General features: G+C 66.6%; 16 protein-coding genes and 1 pseudogene. 6 read left to right on the plus strand and 11 right to left on the minus strand.

Features of this window, described 5'->3' with window-relative positions; all coding sequences use genetic code 11:
- The 3 genes from BLR29_RS31015 to BLR29_RS31030 form a co-directional block, all read right to left on the minus strand.
- On the minus strand, positions 1–395 hold a 395-nt coding region (locus BLR29_RS31015; RefSeq protein ID WP_218132737.1), incomplete at its 3' end, for a FimD/PapC N-terminal domain-containing protein.
- A gap of 107 nt (positions 396–502) precedes the next feature.
- Positions 503–1,069, minus strand: a complete 567-nt coding sequence (locus BLR29_RS31020) for a fimbrial protein (RefSeq protein ID WP_092143743.1) — start codon at positions 1,067–1,069, stop codon at positions 503–505.
- A gap of 1,144 nt (positions 1,070–2,213) precedes the next feature.
- On the minus strand, positions 2,214–2,396 hold the full coding sequence (locus BLR29_RS31030) for a glycine zipper 2TM domain-containing protein (protein WP_092143747.1): 183 nt from the start codon (positions 2,394–2,396) through the stop codon (positions 2,214–2,216).
- Between the two features lie 300 nt (positions 2,397–2,696).
- Between BLR29_RS31030 and BLR29_RS31035 the strand changes: the two genes are divergently transcribed.
- The gene (locus BLR29_RS31035) at positions 2,697–4,763 is read left to right on the plus strand and encodes a putative bifunctional diguanylate cyclase/phosphodiesterase (protein WP_092143752.1); all 2,067 of its coding nucleotides are present in this window, start codon (positions 2,697–2,699) and stop codon (positions 4,761–4,763) included.
- A 154-nt stretch (positions 4,764–4,917) separates the two neighbouring features.
- Here BLR29_RS31035 and BLR29_RS31040 read toward each other — a convergent pair whose 3' ends face one another.
- The gene (locus BLR29_RS31040) at positions 4,918–5,190 is read right to left on the minus strand and encodes a copper resistance protein CopQ (RefSeq protein WP_092143755.1); all 273 of its coding nucleotides are present in this window, start codon (positions 5,188–5,190) and stop codon (positions 4,918–4,920) included.
- Positions 5,191–5,504: 314 nt separating this feature from the next.
- Here BLR29_RS31040 and BLR29_RS31045 point away from each other — a divergent pair, with 314 nt between their 5' ends.
- Positions 5,505–5,798 (plus strand): H-NS family nucleoid-associated regulatory protein, encoded by a 294-nt coding sequence (locus BLR29_RS31045; protein WP_092143758.1) that lies wholly within the window; start codon positions 5,505–5,507, stop codon positions 5,796–5,798.
- Between the two features lie 99 nt (positions 5,799–5,897).
- Here BLR29_RS31045 and BLR29_RS31050 read toward each other — a convergent pair whose 3' ends face one another.
- Positions 5,898–6,359, minus strand: a complete 462-nt coding sequence (locus tag BLR29_RS31050) for a hypothetical protein (RefSeq protein WP_176861118.1) — start codon at positions 6,357–6,359, stop codon at positions 5,898–5,900.
- Positions 6,360–6,610: 251 nt separating this feature from the next.
- On the opposite strand from BLR29_RS31050, the gene BLR29_RS31055 reads away from it, so the two are divergent.
- The 3 genes from BLR29_RS31055 to BLR29_RS31065 all read left to right on the plus strand — a co-directional run bounded on the left by BLR29_RS31055 (position 6,611) and on the right by BLR29_RS31065 (position 9,289).
- On the plus strand, positions 6,611–7,288 hold the full coding sequence (locus BLR29_RS31055; protein ID WP_092143761.1) for a heavy metal response regulator transcription factor: 678 nt from the start codon (positions 6,611–6,613) through the stop codon (positions 7,286–7,288).
- Between the two features lie 58 nt (positions 7,289–7,346).
- On the plus strand, positions 7,347–8,789 hold the full coding sequence (locus BLR29_RS31060) for a heavy metal sensor histidine kinase (RefSeq protein ID WP_092143784.1): 1,443 nt from the start codon (positions 7,347–7,349) through the stop codon (positions 8,787–8,789).
- A gap of 92 nt (positions 8,790–8,881) precedes the next feature.
- Entirely contained in the window at positions 8,882–9,289 is a 408-nt protein-coding gene (locus BLR29_RS31065) for a VOC family protein (protein ID WP_092143763.1), read from the plus strand.
- Positions 9,290–9,433: 144 nt separating this feature from the next.
- On the opposite strand, the gene BLR29_RS31070 is transcribed toward BLR29_RS31065, so the two are convergent.
- From BLR29_RS31070 to czcI, 4 genes are all read right to left on the minus strand, one after another.
- Entirely contained in the window at positions 9,434–12,601 is a 3,168-nt protein-coding gene (locus BLR29_RS31070; RefSeq protein WP_092143765.1) for a CusA/CzcA family heavy metal efflux RND transporter, read from the minus strand.
- A gap of 12 nt (positions 12,602–12,613) precedes the next feature.
- Positions 12,614–13,870 (minus strand): efflux RND transporter periplasmic adaptor subunit, encoded by a 1,257-nt coding sequence (locus BLR29_RS31075; protein ID WP_092143768.1) that lies wholly within the window; start codon positions 13,868–13,870, stop codon positions 12,614–12,616.
- A gap of 24 nt (positions 13,871–13,894) precedes the next feature.
- Positions 13,895–15,145 (minus strand): TolC family protein, encoded by a 1,251-nt coding sequence (locus BLR29_RS31080; protein ID WP_143018570.1) that lies wholly within the window; start codon positions 15,143–15,145, stop codon positions 13,895–13,897.
- 80 nt (positions 15,146–15,225) lie between these two features.
- Positions 15,226–15,591 (minus strand): cation efflux protein, CzcI family, encoded by a 366-nt coding sequence (gene czcI, locus BLR29_RS31085; protein WP_092143772.1) that lies wholly within the window; start codon positions 15,589–15,591, stop codon positions 15,226–15,228.
- Between the two features lie 137 nt (positions 15,592–15,728).
- Here czcI and BLR29_RS31090 point away from each other — a divergent pair, with 137 nt between their 5' ends.
- Positions 15,729–18,191, plus strand: coding sequence for a heavy metal translocating P-type ATPase (locus BLR29_RS31090; RefSeq protein WP_092143775.1), 2,463 nt, complete (start codon positions 15,729–15,731; stop codon positions 18,189–18,191).
- Between the two features lie 55 nt (positions 18,192–18,246).
- Here BLR29_RS31090 and BLR29_RS31095 read toward each other — a convergent pair whose 3' ends face one another.
- Both BLR29_RS31095 and BLR29_RS31100 read right to left on the minus strand, forming a co-directional pair.
- Positions 18,247–19,137, minus strand: coding sequence for a polysaccharide deacetylase family protein (locus BLR29_RS31095; protein WP_092143778.1), 891 nt, complete (start codon positions 19,135–19,137; stop codon positions 18,247–18,249).
- Between the two features lie 7 nt (positions 19,138–19,144).
- A pseudogene (locus tag BLR29_RS31100) lies at positions 19,145–19,515 on the minus strand (bifunctional UDP-4-keto-pentose/UDP-xylose synthase); the annotation flags it as partial.

Consider the following 19,515-nt stretch of genomic DNA (forward strand, 5'->3'; position numbering starts at 1 on the left):
TGCAAGAGCGCGGTGGCTTCGGGGGACAGCTTGGTGAGGTCCACGCCGACGCGTTCGAGCAGGTCGCGATCGAAACACGGCTGCACATTGAGGGGGTCCGCACCGACCTGGCGCAGCGTGACCTCCGTGCGGCCCAGGATGACTTCGTTGACATAGAGGTCGACCCGGTAGCTGCCCGCGAGCGTCGCATTCTTCTTGCTGAAGCGGCTGACGTCGATATGCGCACCGGTCTGCTGCAGGAACTGATCGTTGAACTCGACCTCGGCCACCAGCTTGGTATCGGACGGCGTGGGGGTGTTGGCCCAGGCACCAGCGCTCAGAAACATGGCCAACACGACGGCTGCACTGATCGGACGCAGCTGGAAGGCAAACGGTTGTACGGCTTTGGGGTTCATCACTATCAACTTCGATGTGGGGAAACTGGCACTCATTCCCAAAGCGGTAGAACCGCGGGAAATGCGGAGCGGCCGGGGGCCGGCTCCGCTGCACTGCGCTACCGCGATTACGGGTAGACGATGGTGTATTGCACGGAGGAGTTGACCGCGCCGCCGGTAGCGGCACCGGTGGCCACGTAACGGGCGATGTAGCGCATCGTGGCCGAACCGTCGGAACCGGAGCCGGCAACGAGCGGCACCGAGTGCGAGTTCTGCGAGGCATCGGCAAAACCCGCCTTGATTTCAGTACCGTCGTCTGCATTCAGCAGACCGACTTGCACATTGCTGGCGGTGCCGGCGCCCGAGGCAGCGATCAGGTGGCCCGTGGCGGTATCCACGGTCGGGCCCGATTCAAAGAAGGTGTGGACATTGCCGGTGTCCGGGCTGCAGCCAGTCAGCGAAATGCTGAACGGCGTGGCACCGGCGACGTCGCCTGCCGTAGCCAGAACGCTGCTCGACACATTGGGCAGCGTTACGGTGAAGTCCTTGCTGGCCGTGCCATTGCCACCGACGGTGCAGGTTTGCGCCGTGATGCTGCCTGTGAAGGAGATCGTGCCGTCTGCGGCTGCAGCAAAGTGCGAAACGGTGGCGGCGGCTGCGAAGGCGAGTGCGGAAAGAATGAGCTTGGTTTTCATGATACGGATAAACAATGAGAATTAATGAGATTTTGCGTAGCAGGGTGAGGAGTTAATGTTTTCCTCGTGGTATCTGCACGCAGAATTGCAGTGGTTTATAACTTCCTGAATTTATGATCTGATTTTTTACACTCTGGTTTGAATCTCCAAAAAAATCTTTAAGCAATCAAATTACGGAATCTTGCGAATCACCGGTAGCTCGTTCCATCCATTTACGATTACCTGCCATTCGCGGCGCCATCCATTAGGAATCGACTAGAAGCACTAACTGGGGAGGCGTTGTTCTTTTGATGCCTGTAATGTAGAAACCGGCGCGGTTCGAGCGCATAGAACAATTCCTAAAATCCCAGGCCTCCGGGATGTTTAGAGATAATTCGAACGAGGCTGCAGGTATCGGTCCGGCGAAATGAAATAGCGGTCACTTGAGAGCGCCGCGGCCGGGATAATCGGTGAGACTGGGGATGTTCCGAGAAGGGAGTTGGGGCGAGATCGCGATCAGAGGATCACTACGGATCACTGCTGCCGGGCGGGGGTGGCACTCGATTCACATGTGATGCCTTCGGAAAGTTCTCATGCGTCGGCGCCCGCCGTGGCGGATCGCCGGGCGTGCCGCTTGGTCATCGGCCGCGCAACACGAAGGCCACACACGCTGATTGCCAGCGCCAAACAAGAAAGCCCCGGAGCGATGCTCGGGGGCTTTCTCATTGCAGGTTTCCCGCGGCCGCGCCATGCGGGTCCGAGAATATTTCGTCGTTGCATGCCGCGACGTCTTTCAGCGATGAAAACGTTCAATCATCGTTGAAGGACATCGCGACCGACGCCATGGCGCGGCGCGCGGCGATATCCACTCCCCATCTGGAGGGATACCGCGCAAGCCTGGATGACCCTGCCCGCCATCCAGGCCGCGGAAAATGTAGAGGCACTATCAAAAAGATTCTGGCGTCGTTGCGCGGCCTTGCCGTACCACTTGTACTGTCTGCGGCCGCGCCCTTGCAGGGCGCGTATGCGCTTGCAAGCGCATACCGCTACGCAGGCGGATCGCGTGCGATCCGAAACCCCTGCTTCGCCCTAGCCAGAACCGCTGCGCTTCATTTTGATAGCGCCTCCTAAAACGTATCAGCTCCAATAGCAGGCGGTTACCGCCTTACTTGCCCAGTTCGTGGCCGATCACCCCGCCGACGACTGCGCCGCCGATCGTGCCGGCCGTGCTGCCGTGCGTGACTTCATGGCCCACTACGCCGCCGGCAACGGCGCCGGTGGCCGTGCAGCCCGAGAAGGCCCAACAACATGCGCCCACGGCGAGCGCTCCTGCCAGTCGTTTCCACATGATGTGTTCTCCTGCATTCCAGGACGCCGTCGCAACAGAAGTGGCAACAGAAGCGCGGCAGCATCCGGTTCGTCACGACTCAAGAATAGGGGTGAGACGGCGCGTGGCCATTCCGGCGCGCGCCGATTGGGATGTAGGAATTGTCGGACGGCAGCTGTGCAGTGCCGTCCGCCTGTTGGCGATGCGGGTCCCGCTTCAGTCCGGTTTGAATTTGCCGATATTCCCAACGGATGCCGGGAAATACACGCCCGCGCCGCGTAGAATGCCCGGCTGCCCCAAGCCACTGTCCCGTCACGCGCCATGATTTCCCCCAGCTACGACGCGCTGCTCGTCCTGTTCTCCCTGCTTGTCGCGATTCTTGCGTCGTATACCGCGCTCGACATGGCGGGACGCATTGCCACCGCCCGGGGGCGGCACGCCCACGTCTGGCTGGCCGGGGGCGCGGTGGCCATGGGGCTGGGCATCTGGTCGATGCACTTCGTCGGCATGCTGGCGTTCCGGTTGCCGATTCCGCTGGGCTACGACCCCGCCATCACGGCGTGGTCGCTGCTGATTGCCATCGTGGCGTCAGCCTTCGCGCTGCGGCTGGTGTGCCAGGAAAACCTGCCCAGGCGCCGCCTGGCGCTGGGCGCGCTGGTGCTGGGCGCCGCCGTGGCCAGCATGCACTACACCGGCATGGCGGCGCTGCGCATGCAGCCGTCCATCCATTACGTGCCGTGGCTGTTCGTGTTGTCGATTGTCATTGCCGTGGTGGCATCGGGGGCGGCGCTGTGGATTGCGTTCCGCCTGCGCCGGAACATGCCGCGCATCCATCAGCTGCGCATGGGCGCGGCCGTGGTGATGGGCGGAGCCATCGCCGCCATGCATTACACGGGGATGGCCGCTGCGGAATTTCCGCTGGGCAGCGTCTGCGGCGCCGCGGGCAGGGGGATGGACGGCGGCGCGCTGGCGCTGCCGATCCTGGTGATCACGGTGTGCGTGCTCGCGGTGGCGCTGGTCACGTCCGTGCTCGATATGCGGCTGGAGATGCGTACCGCCGTGCTGGCGGAGGCGCTGGGGGTGGCCAACGAAGAACTGCAATTCCTGGCCTTGCACGACAAGCTGACCCACCTGCCCAATCGTGCGCTGCTCGACGATCGCTTCGAGCAGGCCATCCAGGCCAACGTGCGCCATCCAGGTGCCTTTGCGGTGCTCTTTGTCGACCTCGACGGCTTCAAGGGCGTCAACGACACGTACGGGCACCATGTGGGCGACGCGCTGCTGGTGGAAATCGCCAACCGGCTGCGCGCCACGGTGCGGTCGGAAGATACGATTTCGCGGGTCGGCGGCGATGAGTTTGTGCTGCTGGTGCGCGTGGAGGAGCCGGAAGATGCCGGCGTGATCGCCGAAGCGGTGCTCGAGACGCTACGCGAGACCGTGCAGGTGGCAGGCCATGTGCTGCACGTCTCCGGCAGTATCGGTATCGCGCTGCATCCCGCGGACGGCCAGGACCAGGACACGCTGATGACCAATGCCGATGCCGCGATGTATCACGCCAAGGCATCGGGCCGCAATGCGTACTGCTTCTTCGAGCGGTCGATGAACCACCAGGCCCGCGCGCAGCAGACGCTGATCCAGGACCTGCGCGGCGCGCAACGCAACGGGCAATTGCAATTGCATTACCAGCCGAAATTCTCCGCGTCCGAGAACACGCTGGTGGGCGCGGAGGCGCTCTTGCGCTGGAACCATCCGGTGCACGGCATGCTGATGCCGGACCAGTTCATCACCCTGGCGGAGAAGACCGGCGCGATCGTCCCGATCGGCGCATGGGTGCTCGACGAGGCCTGTCGCCAACTGGCGGTGTGGCATGCGGCGGGCCGGCCCGAATGGACCATGGCGGTCAACCTGTCGGCCTTGCAGTTCTGCCATGTGGGGATGGTCGATTCGGTGGCGCAGGCGCTCGCGCGACACGCGGTGCCCGCAGGCTGCCTGACGCTGGAGATCACGGAATCCACCGCGATGCGGGATGTCGAGGCCAGCCTGGCGATCCTGACGCAGCTGGACGACATGGGGGTGCGGATCGCGATTGACGACTTCGGTACCGGCTATTCCAGCCTGCTGCACCTGAAGCGGATTCCCGCCAGCGAGCTGAAGATCGATCGTGGCTTTGTGCGCGATCTGGCGGAAGACACGGAAGACGCCGCGATTGTGTCGGCCATCGTCGCACTCGGGCGGACGCTGAACCTCAAGGTGGTTGCGGAAGGGGTGGAGACGACGGCGCAGCAGGCGTTCCTGGCGGGGCTGGGTTGCGATGCCTTGCAGGGGTACTTGCTGGGCAGGCCGATGCCGGCATCGCAGTTTCCGGGGGTGCCGGCGGCGGGCCACTGATGCTTGCCCGGTAGGTAATGACAACGCCGTCGCGGAAGGACGGCGGAGGTATTGCCGGGGTGCTGACGCGAAATCCCGAGCCGCCAGCGCCGGGATGAGCCGGGTTGAGCCGGGCTTAGGCGGGCCTGGACGCGCGTCAGCGTTCTGAAACTGCTTAGTTGCCGCTGGTGAACTTGTCGCGCGGGCCGGTGGCGCTGAAGCTGCCGTCGGTGAACGGGCTGCGTGCGTCCTGGATGCTGCGTGCGCCGTCGGTGAAGGGGTTGCGCGTGCTGGTGCGGGCACCATCGGTAAACCCGTCGCGGTTGGTGATGCGCGCGCCGTCGGTAAAGGGGTCCGCGGATCGCGGTGCGGCGTTGGCCAGGCCGGCGGTGCCAGCGATCGTGGCAGTCAGGGCGGTGAAGAGCAGGGCTTGCTTGATCTTGTGCATGGAGGACTCCGTCAAGGGGTGAGAGCCGGGTGAAACCGGGCTCGGTCGCCGGACATCGCCACAGTGTGTGACAACGCGACGACCACGCTGTGCAGTCTAGAAAGCAGGTGCCGACGTCAGCATGACTTCCGCATGACATTGCTGTCATGCAGCAAGACGAATTTGCCCATGTGTCGAAAGACCATCCACTCGTTCGAGGGGTGTGCCCCCAACACCCTGTAGAATTCGTTTCTGGCCCGCCTGGCTCCTGGTCTGGGCATTTCCCGAATTACTTCTTCAGCCCGTCTCGCAGGCGGCGGGCGCGCACGAAAGTCATGTCCGAGTCTGATGCAGCCAAACAAGCCGCGGTGGCATGGATCCGCGAGCAGATGGATCGCCATGGCCTGACGTTCGACGATTTGGTCGAGGCAGGTTGTTTTGACGAAGTCGCGGAGGTCGAAGCCACCGCGCATGATGTTCCCGAAGCACCGCACGTCGAGGACACCGTGGTCCGCGTGCTCTATCGCAATGCCATGGGCCAGACGTGGGACGGCACCGGCGAATACCCGGACTGGCTGCAGCGCGCCGTCAATGCCGGGCAATCGATCGATTTCTACCGCGTGGACTGAAGCGACGCCGCGCGGCTCCCGGATATGCCGTGGCCGCGTCGACTCGCTTGCAGCGGAGCAAATCAGAAGACCGGGCGTGTGATGGACGCCCTGTGGATGTCAGCAGCGCCGCGCGCTTGACGGCTCGGGCTGCTCGGGCCGCCTGAGCCGCTTGGGCAACAGCGGCAGGTCGGCGGCCCACGTGGCATTGGCGGCCGGTGTGGCCAGTGGCCTGGCGTGGCGAAGATATTGCAGCGCCACCAGCGGGATTTCCGTGAGCAATGTGGCGCCAGCCACGTGATGGGGGGCGGACGCGTGGTCCATGCCGGTGCCGGCCGGTTCGGCGTCATGCCAGCCGGGCGTCCCGGCTGCATCAGCCAATGCGTCATCCGGGGATTGCACCACGAATGCCTCGCGGATTTCGGCTTCCGCCTCCGCCTTGAGCGCGGCATGCCGCTCGGGCATCGACAACCCCGCCGCTTCCTCCGCGCCACACACCATCATGGCTGCCGCCGAGGCACCCTCGACGGGCAGCGCGATCGTGGCAAGACATAGCAGGAAGCGGGTGAGCGGTCGTTTCATCGAAATGGCGGATTGCGCAAGGGATTCAGGGGGATTGCAGGCCAGCACCCGCGTACGCAGGCAGCGTCCCCCGGCAACGGTTCCCCGACAGAAGGCGCGATTGTACTTGGGATAACGGCCGACAATCCGGGGTCAAAAGATGACATTCCTGCAATCTTCGTAAAAACGGGTCGATCCTCGGCTAGTGTCGTAGTTTCTCTAAATAACCGAAGCCAATGGGCCGAAGCACCTCGGCCCGGAAGTGAATCAGCATGCGCATCCTGATCGTGGAAGACGAGCCGAAGGCCGGTGATTACCTGCTCAAGGGGTTGACGGAATCGGGCTTCGTCGCGGACCTGGCGCGCGATGGCGTGGACGGCCTTGCCCACGCCCGCGAGCAGCACTACGACCTCATCGTCCTCGATGTCATGCTGCCGGGCATGGATGGCTGGCAGGTCTTGCGTGAACTGCGACGCGACAAGGACACGCCCGTGCTGTGCCTGACGGCCCGCGACGAGTTGTCGGACCGTCTCAAGGGCCTGGAGCTCGGGGCGGACGACTATATGGTCAAGCCGTTCGCGTTCGCCGAACTGGTCGCGCGTATCCGCACGATCCTGCGGCGCGGGCCGCTGCGGGAGAGCGAGTTCATGGAGGTGGCCGATCTCCAGATCGACACGATCCGCCGCCGCGTCACGCGCGCGGGCCAGAAAATCGACCTGACCTCCAAGGAATTCGCACTGCTGCAACTGCTGGCGCGCCGGCGTGGCGAGGTGCTGTCGCGTTCGCTGATCGCCTCGCAGGTCTGGGACATGAATTTCGACAGCAATACCAACGTGGTGGATGTGTCGATCCGGCGACTGCGGGCCAAGGTCGACGATCCGTTCCCCAACAAGCTGATCCACACGCGCCGCGGCATGGGCTACGTGCTCGACGAGGCGGACGAGGCATGAGGGACGCGCACGCAGGACACGCCATGAAGGACGCGGCATGAAGCGGTGGATGCGGTGGATGCGGTGGGTGCGATTACCCCGGGCGATCACCTCGTCGCTGACCACGCGGCTGGCGCTGGCGTACGGGCTGACCACCGGCGCGATTCTGGTGTGCGTGGCCGCCTATCTGTCGAGCACGCTGGGCAGCCAGCTGCAATCGCGCGACGAAAGCGAGCTGGTCGGCGAGGTGCTGCTGGTGCGGCATCTGTTGCGCGAAGTCACCGACGAGGCCGAGATCCGTGCCGACACGCATCGCTTTGCCGATATCGCCATGGGCCACGAAGGGCTGATCCTGGTCGTGCGCACGCGCCAGGGCGAGCCGCTGATCACGCTGAATCCGCGCAACGAGTCCCTGCCGCCGCTGCGTGTGCTGCCCGCGACCACGGCGCCGGACAAGTCCTTGCTGCAGACCTGGCACCCGCGCAACGGTGTGCCGTCGCGCGGCATGGCGGCGCTGGGCCAGGTGGGCGACAGTGACCGGGCCGTCGAGATCGTCGTGCTCAGTGATGCCGGCTACCGCGTGGCGTTGATGCGCGAATATCGAAGCCAGCTGCTTGGTGCGGTGCTCTGCGGGGCGATCGTGGCCGCCGCGCTGGGATTCCTGCTGGCAAGGCGCGGATTGCGTCCGCTGCGCCGCATGGCCCACGACGCCGCGGCGGTGACCACCAGTCGGCTGGCCACGCGGCTCGATGTGGGCGAAGCGCCCGAGGAATTGCGCGAGCTGGCCGGCGCGCTCAACGGCATGCTGGCGCGACTGCAGGACAGTTTCACGCGCCTCTCCGCTTTCTCCGCCGACCTGGCGCATGACTTTCGCACGCCCATCAGCAATCTCGTCGGCCAGACCCAGGTGACGCTGGCGCAGCGACGCAACCCCGCCGAGTATGAAGCGCTGCTCGAATCGAATCTCGAGGAATACGAGCGGCTGTCGCGGATGATCGAGAACATGCTGTTCCTGGCGCGCGCGGACAACGCGCAGGTGGCGCTGGGCGCCCGGGCGCTGGATGCGCGCGGAGAACTGGACAAGGTGGCCGAGTATTTCGAAGCCGTGGCGGCGGACCGCGACCTGACGCTGGCGGTGTCCGGCGTGGCGACGGTGACAGCCGACCAGACCCTGCTGCGCCGCGCGGTGATCAACCTGCTGGACAACGCGATGCGGCACGCGCCGGCAGGCAGCACCGTGCGCATGACGGTGGCACGTGCGAAGCCGGGTTACACCGGCATCTGCGTTGCCAATGCGGGTCCGGCGATTGCGAGCGAAGCGCTGCCGCACCTGTTCGGCCGCTTCTATCGCGCCGACCCGTCGCGCCGCAATTCGGCGACATCCACCGGTCTCGGGCTGGCCATCGTCGACACGATCATGCGCCTGCATGGCGGCAGCGTCACCGTGCGCAGCGAAGCGGGCCGGACGGAGTTCGAACTCGATTTTCCCGATACGCAGGCCGGTCACAAAGCCGGCGCATAATGCCAGCGCGGGAGCGATCCTCCCGCGTGACCTGGTGAGGCTGGCGTGAACCAGCCTCAACCTCTTGATCGGAAAAAATCAAGGAGACCGATATGCAGGTGCAACCCTATCTGGACTTCGGCGGACGGTTCGACGAGGCCATGGCGTTCTACGGCAAGGTGATGGGCGCCAAGGTGACTTTCATGATGCGCTACAAGGACGCGCCTCCGGGCGAGCAGCAGCCGAGCCCCACGTGGGCGGACAAGGTGATGCACGCGAACATCCAGCTCGGCGATAGCCAGATCATGGCATCGGACGGCCGCGAAGGGCAGACCCCGGCGTTCTCGGGCTTCATGCTGTCCGTCGGCGACGTGCCCAAGGCCGAAGGCGAGCGCATCTTCAACGCGCTGGCCGAAGGCGGCCAGGTCATCATGCCGTATCAGAAGACCTTCTGGGCCGAAGGGTTCGGCATGCTGGTCGACAAGTTCCAGATGACGTGGATGGTCAACTGCGAGCACTAGCCGATCAGTTTCTGACCGTGCAAAAAGGCCGACTAAACAGTCGGCCTTTTTTGTGCCCATCGTCCGCCGCCTTGCCTTGCATGCAGGCCGCCGTGAAGTCTCCGCGAAGGCCTCGCGGAGACTTCACGTAACTTCATGAAACCCTCAGGATGCCGATGCCTCGGCACTGCGGGCGATCTCGACGGCGCCCTCGTCGCGGCCATGGGCCCAGCGGTACAGCACCGGCAATACCAGCAGGGTCAGCGCCGTGGATGACAGGATGCCGCCGATGACCACCGTGGCCAGCGGACGCTGCACCTCGGCGCCGGTGCCGGTGGCGATCGCCATCGGCACAAAGCCGAGCGACGCCACCAGCGCCGTCATCAGCACGGGCCGCAGCCGGGTGAGCGCACCGCTGTGCACGGCGTCGGCGAGCTGCTTGCCTTCCTCGCGCAGGCTACGGATGAACGACAGCATCACCAGTCCGTTGAGCACCGCCACGCCAGACAGTGCGATAAAGCCCACCGCCGCGGAGATCGATAGCGGAATGCCGCGCAGCCACAACGCCAGCACGCCGCCGGTCAGCGCGAACGGAATGCCCGTGAAGACCAGCAGGCCGTCCCGCGCGTTGCCGAACATGATGAACAGCAACACGAAGACCAGCAGCAGCGCCACCGGCACCACGATCTGCAGCCGCCGCGTGGCGGATTGCAGCTGCTCGAACGTGCCGCCCCACGCGATCCAGTACCCGGTGGGGATCGTCACCCTGGCTTCGATCGCAGCCATCGCCTCCGGCACGAAGCTGCCGACGTCGCGGCCGCGCACGTTGGCGCTGATCACGATGCGGCGCTTGCCGTTCTCGCGCGAAACCTGATTGGGGCCGGGCGCGATCTCCAGCGTGGCGATCTCGCCCAGCGGGATGTAGTTCGTACGCGCGTCGGCGCCCTTGGGCAACGGAATCGGCAGGCGTCGCAGCGCTTCCACGTCGGTACGGATGCCTTCCGGCAGGCGCACGCCGATATTGAAGCGCCGGTCGCCCTGATAGAACACGCCGGCGTCGCGGCCGCCCACGGCAATCGCCACGGTGTCCTGCACGTCGACCATGTTCAGGCCGTAGCGCGCCGCGCGCGACCGGTCGACCTCCACGCTCAGTACCGGTAGCCCCGTCGTCTGTTCCACCTTGACCTCGGTGGCACCGGCCACGCCTTGCAGCACCTGGGCGATCCGCTGCGCGGTGGCGTCCAGCACGGCGTTGTCATCGCCGAACAGCTTGACGGCCACATCGCTGCGCACCCCGGAGATCAGCTCGTTGAAGCGCAACTGGATCGGCTGCGAGAACTCGTAGCGGTTGCCGGGGATCTGCTCCAGCTCCGCCTGCATCGCCGCGCGCAAGGATTCGCGCGAGCGCGACGGGTCGGGCCACTGATCGCGCGGCTTGAGCATGACGTAGCCATCGGAGGCATTCGGCGGCATCGGATCGGCGGCAATCTCGGCCGTGCCGGTGCGCGCGAAGACGCGTTCGATCTCCGGGAATGTCGCCTTCAGGCGCGTCTCGATCTGCTGCTGCATGGCCACCGATTGCGTCAGGCTGGTGCCGGGAATGCGCAACGCCTGCACGGCGAAGTCGCCCTCGTTCAGGTTGGGAATGAACTCGCTGCCCAGCCGCGTGGCGACCAGCCCGCTCAGCAGCACGGCGACCGCCGCGGCGGTCAGCACCACGGGTGTGTTGGCCAGCGCGCGCGTCAGGGCCGGGGCATACCAGCGGCGCGCCCAGCCCATCAACCGGTTTTCCTTTTCCGCGACACGATCGCCGATAAACAAGGCCACGGCGGCGGGCACGAAGGTGACCGACAGGACCAGCGCACCGGCCAGCGCCAGCACCACGGTCACCGCCATCGGGTGGAACATCTTGCCCTCCACGCCGGTCAGGGCAAAGATCGGGATGTACACGATCATGATGATCAGCTGGCCGAACACCAGCGGCCGGCGTGCCTCCCGCGCGGCGGCAAAGACCTCGTGGAAGCGTTCGGCGCGCGTCAGCGGCCGGCCCTGACGCGTTCGCGCATGGGCCAGGCGGCGCACGCAGTTTTCCACGATCACCACCGCGCCATCGACGATGATGCCGAAGTCCAGCGCCCCCAGGCTCATCAGGTTGGCGCTGATCTTGTACGTGACCATGCCGGTGAACGTGAACAGCATCGACAACGGAATGACCAGCGCCGTGATCAGCGCCGCGCGCAGGTTGCCCAGGAACACGAACAGCACCGCGATCACCAGCACCGCGCCCTCCAGCAGGTTCTTCTTGACCGTGGCAATCGCCTTGTCGACCAGCACCGTGCGGTCGTAGACGGTCACGGCCTTGACGCCGGCTGGCAGCGACTTGTTGATCGCCGCCATGCGGGCATCCACCGCACGCGATACCGCGCGGCTGTTTTCGCCGATCAGCATGAACACGGTGCCCAGCACGACCTCGCGACCGTTGTCGGTGGCGGCGCCGGTGCGCAGTTCGCGGCCGAGATCCACCTCGGCCAGGTCGCGGATCCGGATCGGCTGGCCCTGTGCGGTGCCAACGATCACGTCGCGGATGTCGTCGATTGACTTCACCTGGCCCGGCGCCCGCACCAGGTATTGCTCGCCGCGCCGCTCGATATAGCCGGCGCCGACGTTGCTGTTGTTGCGCTCCAGCGCCTGCACCACGTCCTGCAGCGACAGGCCATATGACGCCAGCTTCTCCGGGCTGGGGGCCACCAGGTATTCCTTGGCAAAGCCGCCGATCGAGTTGATGTCGGTCACGCCCGGCACGGTGCGCAGTTGCGGCTTGATGATCCAGTCCTGGATTTCGCGCAGGTCGGTGGCGGAATAGGGCGTGCCGTCCGGCTTGCGCGCGTCGTCGTCGGCTTCCACCGTCCACAGGTAGATCTCGCCGAGCCCGGTGGAGATCGGCCCCATTTGCGGGGAAATGCCGGACGGCAACTGCTCGCGTGCCTCCTGCATGCGCTGGTTGACCAGCTGGCGCGCGAAGTAGATGTCGGTGCCGTCCCGGAAGATCACGGTGACCTGCGACAGCCCATAGCGGGACAGCGAGCGCGTCTGCTCCAGGCCCGGCAGACCGGACATCGCCGTCTCCAGCGGATAGGTCACGCGCTGCTCGGCTTCCAGCGGGGAATAGCCGGGCGCCGAGGTGTTGATCTGGACCTGGACGTTGGTGATGTCCGGCACGGCGTCGATCGGCAGGCGGCCGTAGTTGTAGGCGCCCAGCAGGGCCATGCCCAATACGGCGAGCATGACCAGCCAGCGTTGCTCGATGGCGAAGCGGAGAATGCGTTCGAACATGAGGGTCTCCGCTCAGTGCGCGTGCTCGGCGCCGGCCTTGCCCTGTTCCGCCTTCAGCACGAAGCTGTTGGCGGCCACGTAGCGCGTGCCCGGCGCGAGTCCGTCGGTGATTTCGACCCGCTTGCCGTCGGTGCGGCCCGTCTTGACGGGGCGCGCGGCGAATCCTCCGGGCACCTCGACGAATACCTGCGTCTGGCCGCCCTCCGTCTGCACCGCGTCGGCTTCGATGGCGACGGGCACCTCGGCGTCGCCGGTGGCAACGCTGACGGTGACGAACAGGCCGGGGCGCCAGGCCATGTCCGGATTGGCGAGCGTCACGCGCGCCGTGGCCGTACGCGTTTGCTGGCCGAGCAGGGCACCCACGTAGGAGATCCGGCCCTCGGCGGTGCCATCGAATGCGGTGGACACCACGCGCACGGATTCGCCCAGCCGCACGTGACCGAGGTCCTTCGGCGCGATCACGAATTCGGCCCAGACGGTGTTCAGGTCCGAGATGGTGAAGACCGTGGTGTCGGCGGCAACGGCTTCGCCCAGGGCCAGGTGCTTTTCCACGACGATGCCGTCGAACGGCGCGCGCAGCTCGAACTGGTTGATGGCGCCGGCCGTGGGCTTCGCGCCGATGGCCGTCAGCTTCTGCGTGGCGTTCTGCGCGGCGATTTCCGCTTCCTGCAACGCGGTACGCGCGGCCAGGAAGTCCTGCTCGGCCGAGACCTTGTCCTCCCACAGCTTCTTTTCGCGGGCATATGTGGTGCGGGCCAGTTCCAGCCGGCGCTGTGCGGCCAGCAGTTCGCTGCGCTGGTCGGATAGCTGGGTGCTGGCGAAGACCGCCAGCAGGTCGCCCTTTTTCACGCGCTGGCCGAGGTTGGCCGCGACCGATTCGGCGACGCCCGCCACGCGGGGCACCACGTGCGCCGTGCGGTCTTCGTTGAACCGGATCTCGCCGGGGAATTGCACGGCGCTGCGGATGCGGCCCGGCGCGGCGGTGTGCAGGACGAGGTTGGCGTTGCGAATCTGTTCCGGCGTCATGGCGATCATGCCGGCTGGCGCGTTGCCGTGATCGTCCGGCTTGCTGGTTGGGGTCGATGCGGCGGCGGCGATTGCGGCGGGCTTGCCGTGCGCGGCCTCGCCCGCCCCGTGTGCGTGATCGTCGTCGTGTTCGTCGCGGTGCCCGGTTCCGCCGCGCCCGGCCAGCAACAATGCCAGGGCGGCAATCAGGCCGGCGATCAGGATGGCGGCGATGGCCATCCCTTGTTTTCGTGTCATCGTCATGGCGATATTCCTTGCGTCGGCGCGCTAGCGTCCGAGAATGCGGTCGATCGTGGTCGCGGCCTGCCAGCTGCTGGCGACCACGCCGAGGTAGCGGATGCGCGCCTGGAGCAGCGTGCGCTGGGCGTCCAGCACGTCGAGGTAGTTGAACTTGCCCGCTTCAAAGCCTTGCGTGGCCGCCTGATAGGCACGTTGCGCGGCGGGCAGCACGGTCTCGCGCAGCGTCAGCGCGGAGGCCCGCGACACGGCGAGCTGGCTGGCCGCCTGCTGCAGGTCGTGATCGAGCCGGACCTGCGTGGCGCGGTATTCGTCGGCGGCCTTGTCGGCCTGCCGGATCGCGGTGTACAGGTTGCCCTGGTTGCGATCGAACAGCGGCAGCGGGATGGCGACGCCCAGCACCGGGTAGTAGCCACGATCGGAAGCGTTTTCGCGCTTGGCGCCCACGCTCAGTGTGACGTCCGGGTACTGGCGGCTGCGCTGCACATTGATCTCCGCCTGCCGCCGCGCGAGCTCCCGCTGGCTGGCCACCAGCGCCGGGGAGGCGTCCAGCGACTGGCGCAGCAGCACGGCTTCCGGGCGAGTGGGCAGCGCTTCGAGGTTGCCGTCCGCCTCCGCAAAACGCGGCGACGGATTCCCCCACAGCGTGGACAGCGCCTGCCGGGCGGCGATCAGGGCGGCATCGGCTTCGGCGCGTTCCAGTTCGGCATTGGCCAGTTCCACGCCCGCCTTGGTTTCCTCGACCGGCGAGATCTTGCCGGCGGCGACGCGACGCGCGGCGGCACGGGCCCCACGCGCGGCAATCTCGGTGGAGCCGGCAGCCAGCCGCACGCGCTCCTGTGCCACCAGGACGTTGAAGAACGCGCCGATCACGCTGGCGCGCAGGTCGGCCTGCGTATTGCCGAGCTGCGCCTGCGCGAGTTCCCGCGTCCGCTGTGCGGCGCCGATGCGGGCGGCGCGCTTGCCGCCGAGTTCCACTGGCAGGTTCATCTGCGCCGTGGTGGTGCGGGTGGACTGGCGCGTGTCCTCCATCAGCAGTGCCACTTCGGGATTCGGAATCACGCGGGCTTGCGTGATGCCGCCCTCTGCGGCATCGAGTTCATGCCGGGCAGCGGAAAGCGTGGGGTTCTGTGCCGTGGCCAGCGCCAGCGCGACGTCAAGCGTCAGCGCGCCCGGTGGCTCCGGTGCGGGATCGGGGCGAACAGGTGCGGCGTCCTGCGCGGACGCGAGGGGGCTGAGCAGTGCGGCCGCCAGCCCAAGCGGCATAAGGAGTCTTCTCATCGAATTTCACCGTGCAGACAGGGAAAATCGGCGAGACGTCAGGCAGTCAGAAAGTGAGGAAGATGTCCGCGTCTCGCCGGCTAGGCGGGACGGGGCCACTGCGGGCGGTCGGGGACTGGGGCGGGGATGGAGCCGAAACCGGAAACACGCGGCAGGTAGCGCACGGTGACGACGTCATCGCCACCCGGCAGCAGGACTGCCGCGAGTACGCCGTGGGAGCCCGGGAAGTGGCAGGCGGCACAGTCGGCGTCGGGCAATTTGGCGCCCGGCTTCCCGGCCTTCTGATGGTCATCGGCGTGGTGCTCGTGCGTGTGATGGCCGATGTGCCAGGCGGTGGCGCCGGTCTTGCTGCCGCTGTCTTCGTGTGCGCAATACGCCGCCGCGCCGGCCCAGGCGAACTGGATCGGCAGCAGGATGACGAAGAAAACGAGCAGCAGGCGGCGCATGGGCAGCGATTATAAGCGCGCCGGCGGCGTGCCGGCATTACGTCCTTGTCATGGCCGCCGGCAGGAACGCGACGCTTGACCTTGTAGCCACTTCAGGGTCTTCAATACGAGGCAACCAAGAACAATCGGAACCTGACATGGCTCGCTCCACCCCCGAAAACGTCGTGCCGCCGGCATCGGCCACGCACGGCCACGGGCACGCGCACGATCACGATCACGATCATCACGACCAGGATTGCTGCGGGCACGACCACGATCACGCCGGTCACAGCCATGATCATCAGGACCACGATCACGGCCTCCATGCCGCGCAAGACAGCCACGCCGGCCATGACCATGCCGGGCACGATCACGCCAGCGACGATCACGCCAGCCACGACCACGCCGCGGCCCATGCCTGCTGCGGTTCGGCCTGCGGCACCGCCATGCCCGTGCGGGATGTCGTGGCGGCGCCGGCAGGCACGCGGTCCGCGGCCTACCGGATCGATGCGATGGATTGCCCGACCGAGGAGACCCTGATCCGCAACAAGCTGGGCGGCATGGCCGGGGTGGCCGCGCTGGACTTCAACCTGATGCAGCGCGTGTTGACCGTTCATCACACGCTGGATTCACTCGATCCCGTGATCCGGGCCATTGGCGCGCTCGGCATGAAGGCGGAGCCGGTGTCGGTGTCGGCGGCGGCCCCCGCTGCGCTGGCGGAGTCGCCCAAGCCGTGGTGGCCGCTCGCGCTGGCCGGCGCGGCGGCGGTGGCGGCGGAAGTCGCGCACTGGCTCCAGGCGGGCGATCCCTATGTGCCGGCAGCGCTGGCGCTGGTTGCCGTCGCCATGTCGGGCCTCGGCGTCTATCGCAAGGGCTGGATTGCGATTCGCCACGGCAATCTCAACATCAACGCGCTGATGAGCATCGCCGTCACGGGCGCGATGCTGATCGGCCAGTGGCCGGAAGCGGCGATGGTGATGGTGCTGTTCGCGCTGGCGGAGCGTATCGAGGCGGCGTCGCTGGACCGTGCCCGCAATGCCGTGCGCGGCCTGCTGGCGATGGCACCGGAGCAGGCCACGGTGCGGCAACCCGACGGCAGCTGGCAGCCCGTGGAGGCGCGCGCGGTGCCCGTCGGCGCGCTGGTACGGCTGCGCCCCGGCGAGCGCGTGGCCCTCGATGGCCGCGTGGTGCGAGGCACATCCGCGCTGGACCAGGCGCCGATCACGGGAGAAAGCGTGCCGGTGGACAAGACCGCCGGTGACGCGCTCTACGCCGGGTCGATCAATCGGTCTGGCGAACTCGAATACGAGGTCACCGCGCCGGCCAGCGATTCCACACTGGCGCGCATCATTCACGCAGTGGAGGCCGCGCAGGGCAGCCGAGCGCCGACGCAGCGCTTCGTGGACCAGTTCGCGCGCATTTACACGCCAGCGGTCTTTGCGATGGCCGTGGCGGTAGCCGTGGTGCCGCCGCTGTGGCTCGGTGGCGGCTGGCTCGACTGGATTTACAAGGCGCTGGTCTTGCTGGTCATCGCGTGCCCGTGCGCGCTGGTGATTTCCACGCCCGTGACCATCGTGAGCGGCCTGGCGGCCGCGGCGCGGCGCGGCATCCTGGTCAAGGGCGGTGTGTATCTGGAGCAGGGAAGGCATCTGGCGTGGCTGGCGCTCGACAAGACCGGCACGCTGACGCATGGCAAGCCGGCGCAGACGGATTTTGCGATGCTCGTCGACGACCTGCCGCAGGCGCGCGCGATTGCCGCGAGCCTGGCGGCGCGTTCGGATCACCCGGTATCGCGGGCCGTGGCCACGGCGGCGGATGCGGACGGCGTGGAGCGTTTCGACGTGGTGGACTTCGAGGCCCTGCCGGGGCACGGCGTGCGCGGGACGGTGAACGGTGCCAGCTACAGCCTTGGTAACCACCGCATGATCCACGACCTCGGCGCGTGCTCGCCCGCGCTGGAAGCGCGCCTCGAAGCGATCGAACGGCAGGGCAAGACACTCGTGATGCTGGCCGGCATGGCGCCGGAGGATGGCGGCACGCCGAGGGCGCTGGCGCTGTTCGCGGTGGCCGATACGGTCCGCGACACCAGCCGCCGCGCGATCGAGGAACTGCACGCGCTCGGCGTCCGCACGCTGATGTTGTCCGGCGACAATCCGCACACCGTGCAGGCGATTGGCGAGGCGGTGGGCATCGACGAGGTGCGTGGCAACCAGTTGCCGCAGGACAAGGCCGACGCGATTGCGCTACTGGCCGGGCAGGTTCACACGCACGCGGGGCGGGTCGGGATGGTCGGCGATGGCATCAACGATGCGCCGGCACTGGCGCGCGCCGATATCGGCTTTGCGATGGGGGCTGCCGGCACGGACACCGCGATCGAGACCGCGGACGTTGCCCTGATGGACGACGACCTGCGCAAGATCCCGGCGTTCGTGCGGCTGTCGCGGCGCACGTCGGCGATCCTGAAGCAGAACATCGCCTTGGCGCTTGGCATCAAGGTAGTGTTCCTTGCCCTGACGGTGATGGGCATGGGCACGATGTGGATGGCGGTCTTCGCGGATATGGGGGCCAGCCTGCTGGTCGTCTTCAACGGCCTGCGGCTGACGCACGCCGGACGGCACTGAGACGCACACTGAGGCGCACATTTAGACGCCAATCGCGCCGCCGACGCCGTACGGCTCAGGGCTGGATGATCAGCTCGCCGCTGCGTCCTTCGATCTCGCCCCAGGTGACCGGCAGCCGGGGCAGGTCGGTGTGGTCGAGATGGCGGTAGAACGTGGCCATCGAGACCAGCTCATGCCCCTGGGCGCGCCAGCCCGCCAGTAACCGTTCGAACACGGGTGCCAGCTTGCCGCCTTCCAGCTCGGTGTGCAGCGTGAACACGTGATCGCGCTGGCCCTCGGTCAGACGCAGCACGGCGTGGTGCACGTTCTCTTCGGTCAGGTCGTCCACGCCGATCAGTTCGTCCAGCGTCGGTAGCGTGGTGGGCATCTGCACGTGACGGCAAGCCTTGCCGTCCACGGTGGGGATATACGGCGCGGTGCCCCGGCCGTCCGATGCGTAGACCATGCCCCAGTCGTCGATCTGGCGGAAGGCCTCGTCGTTCATCTGCCAGCCAGCCGCGCCGTGGGTGGGCGGCGGGGCGGCGAAGATGTCGACGTAGCGGTCGAACGCGTGCTGCATCTGGCGGCGCGTCCAGGCCGCGTCGCGCCCGCGCACGTTGTCCTGCCAGTAGACGTGATCCCAGGTGTGGATGCCGCACTCGTGCCCCGCCGCGGCGGCCGCGCGCATTTCGGCGGCGCCCTTGCGGCCGATATCGGGACCCGGCAGCAGCACGCCATACATCAGCGTGCGCAGGCCATAGTTCGATACCACCGAGGTGCGCGAGACCTTCTTCAGGAAGCCCGGGCGGAACACACGCCGCAGCGCCCAGCCGGTGTGATCCGGACCGAGGCTGAACAGGAACGTGGCCTCGGCCTGGACGGCCGACAGCATGGACAGCAGCTTCGGCACGCCTTCGCGCGTGCCGCGCAGCGTATCGACGTCTACCTTGAGGGCGATGCGTGCCATGTCGGGCTCAGTTGTCGGCGTCGACCAGCGTGCGGGCTTCCACCACCTTGTCGCGGTAAGCCTCGAAGATGCGGCGCAGCGCCTGCTCCATCGTCACCTGCGGCTTCCAGCCCAGCTCCTCGATCGTGTTGTCGATCTTCGGCACGCGGTGCTGCACGTCCTGGTAGCCCTTGCCGTAGAACTCGCCCGACGACGTTTCCACGATCTTCGTCTTTTGCGCTTCCTCGGCGTACTCCGGATAGTCCGCCGCCATCTTCAGCATCATCTCCGCCAGCTCGCGCACCGAGTGGATATTGCTCGGGTTGCCGATGTTGAAGATCTTGCCGCTGGCCACGCCGTCCTTGTTCTCGATGATCTGCATCAGCGCCGCGATGCCAT

Source organism: Cupriavidus sp. YR651 (genome assembly GCF_900101625.1).
GTDB lineage: Bacteria > Pseudomonadota > Gammaproteobacteria > Burkholderiales > Burkholderiaceae > Cupriavidus.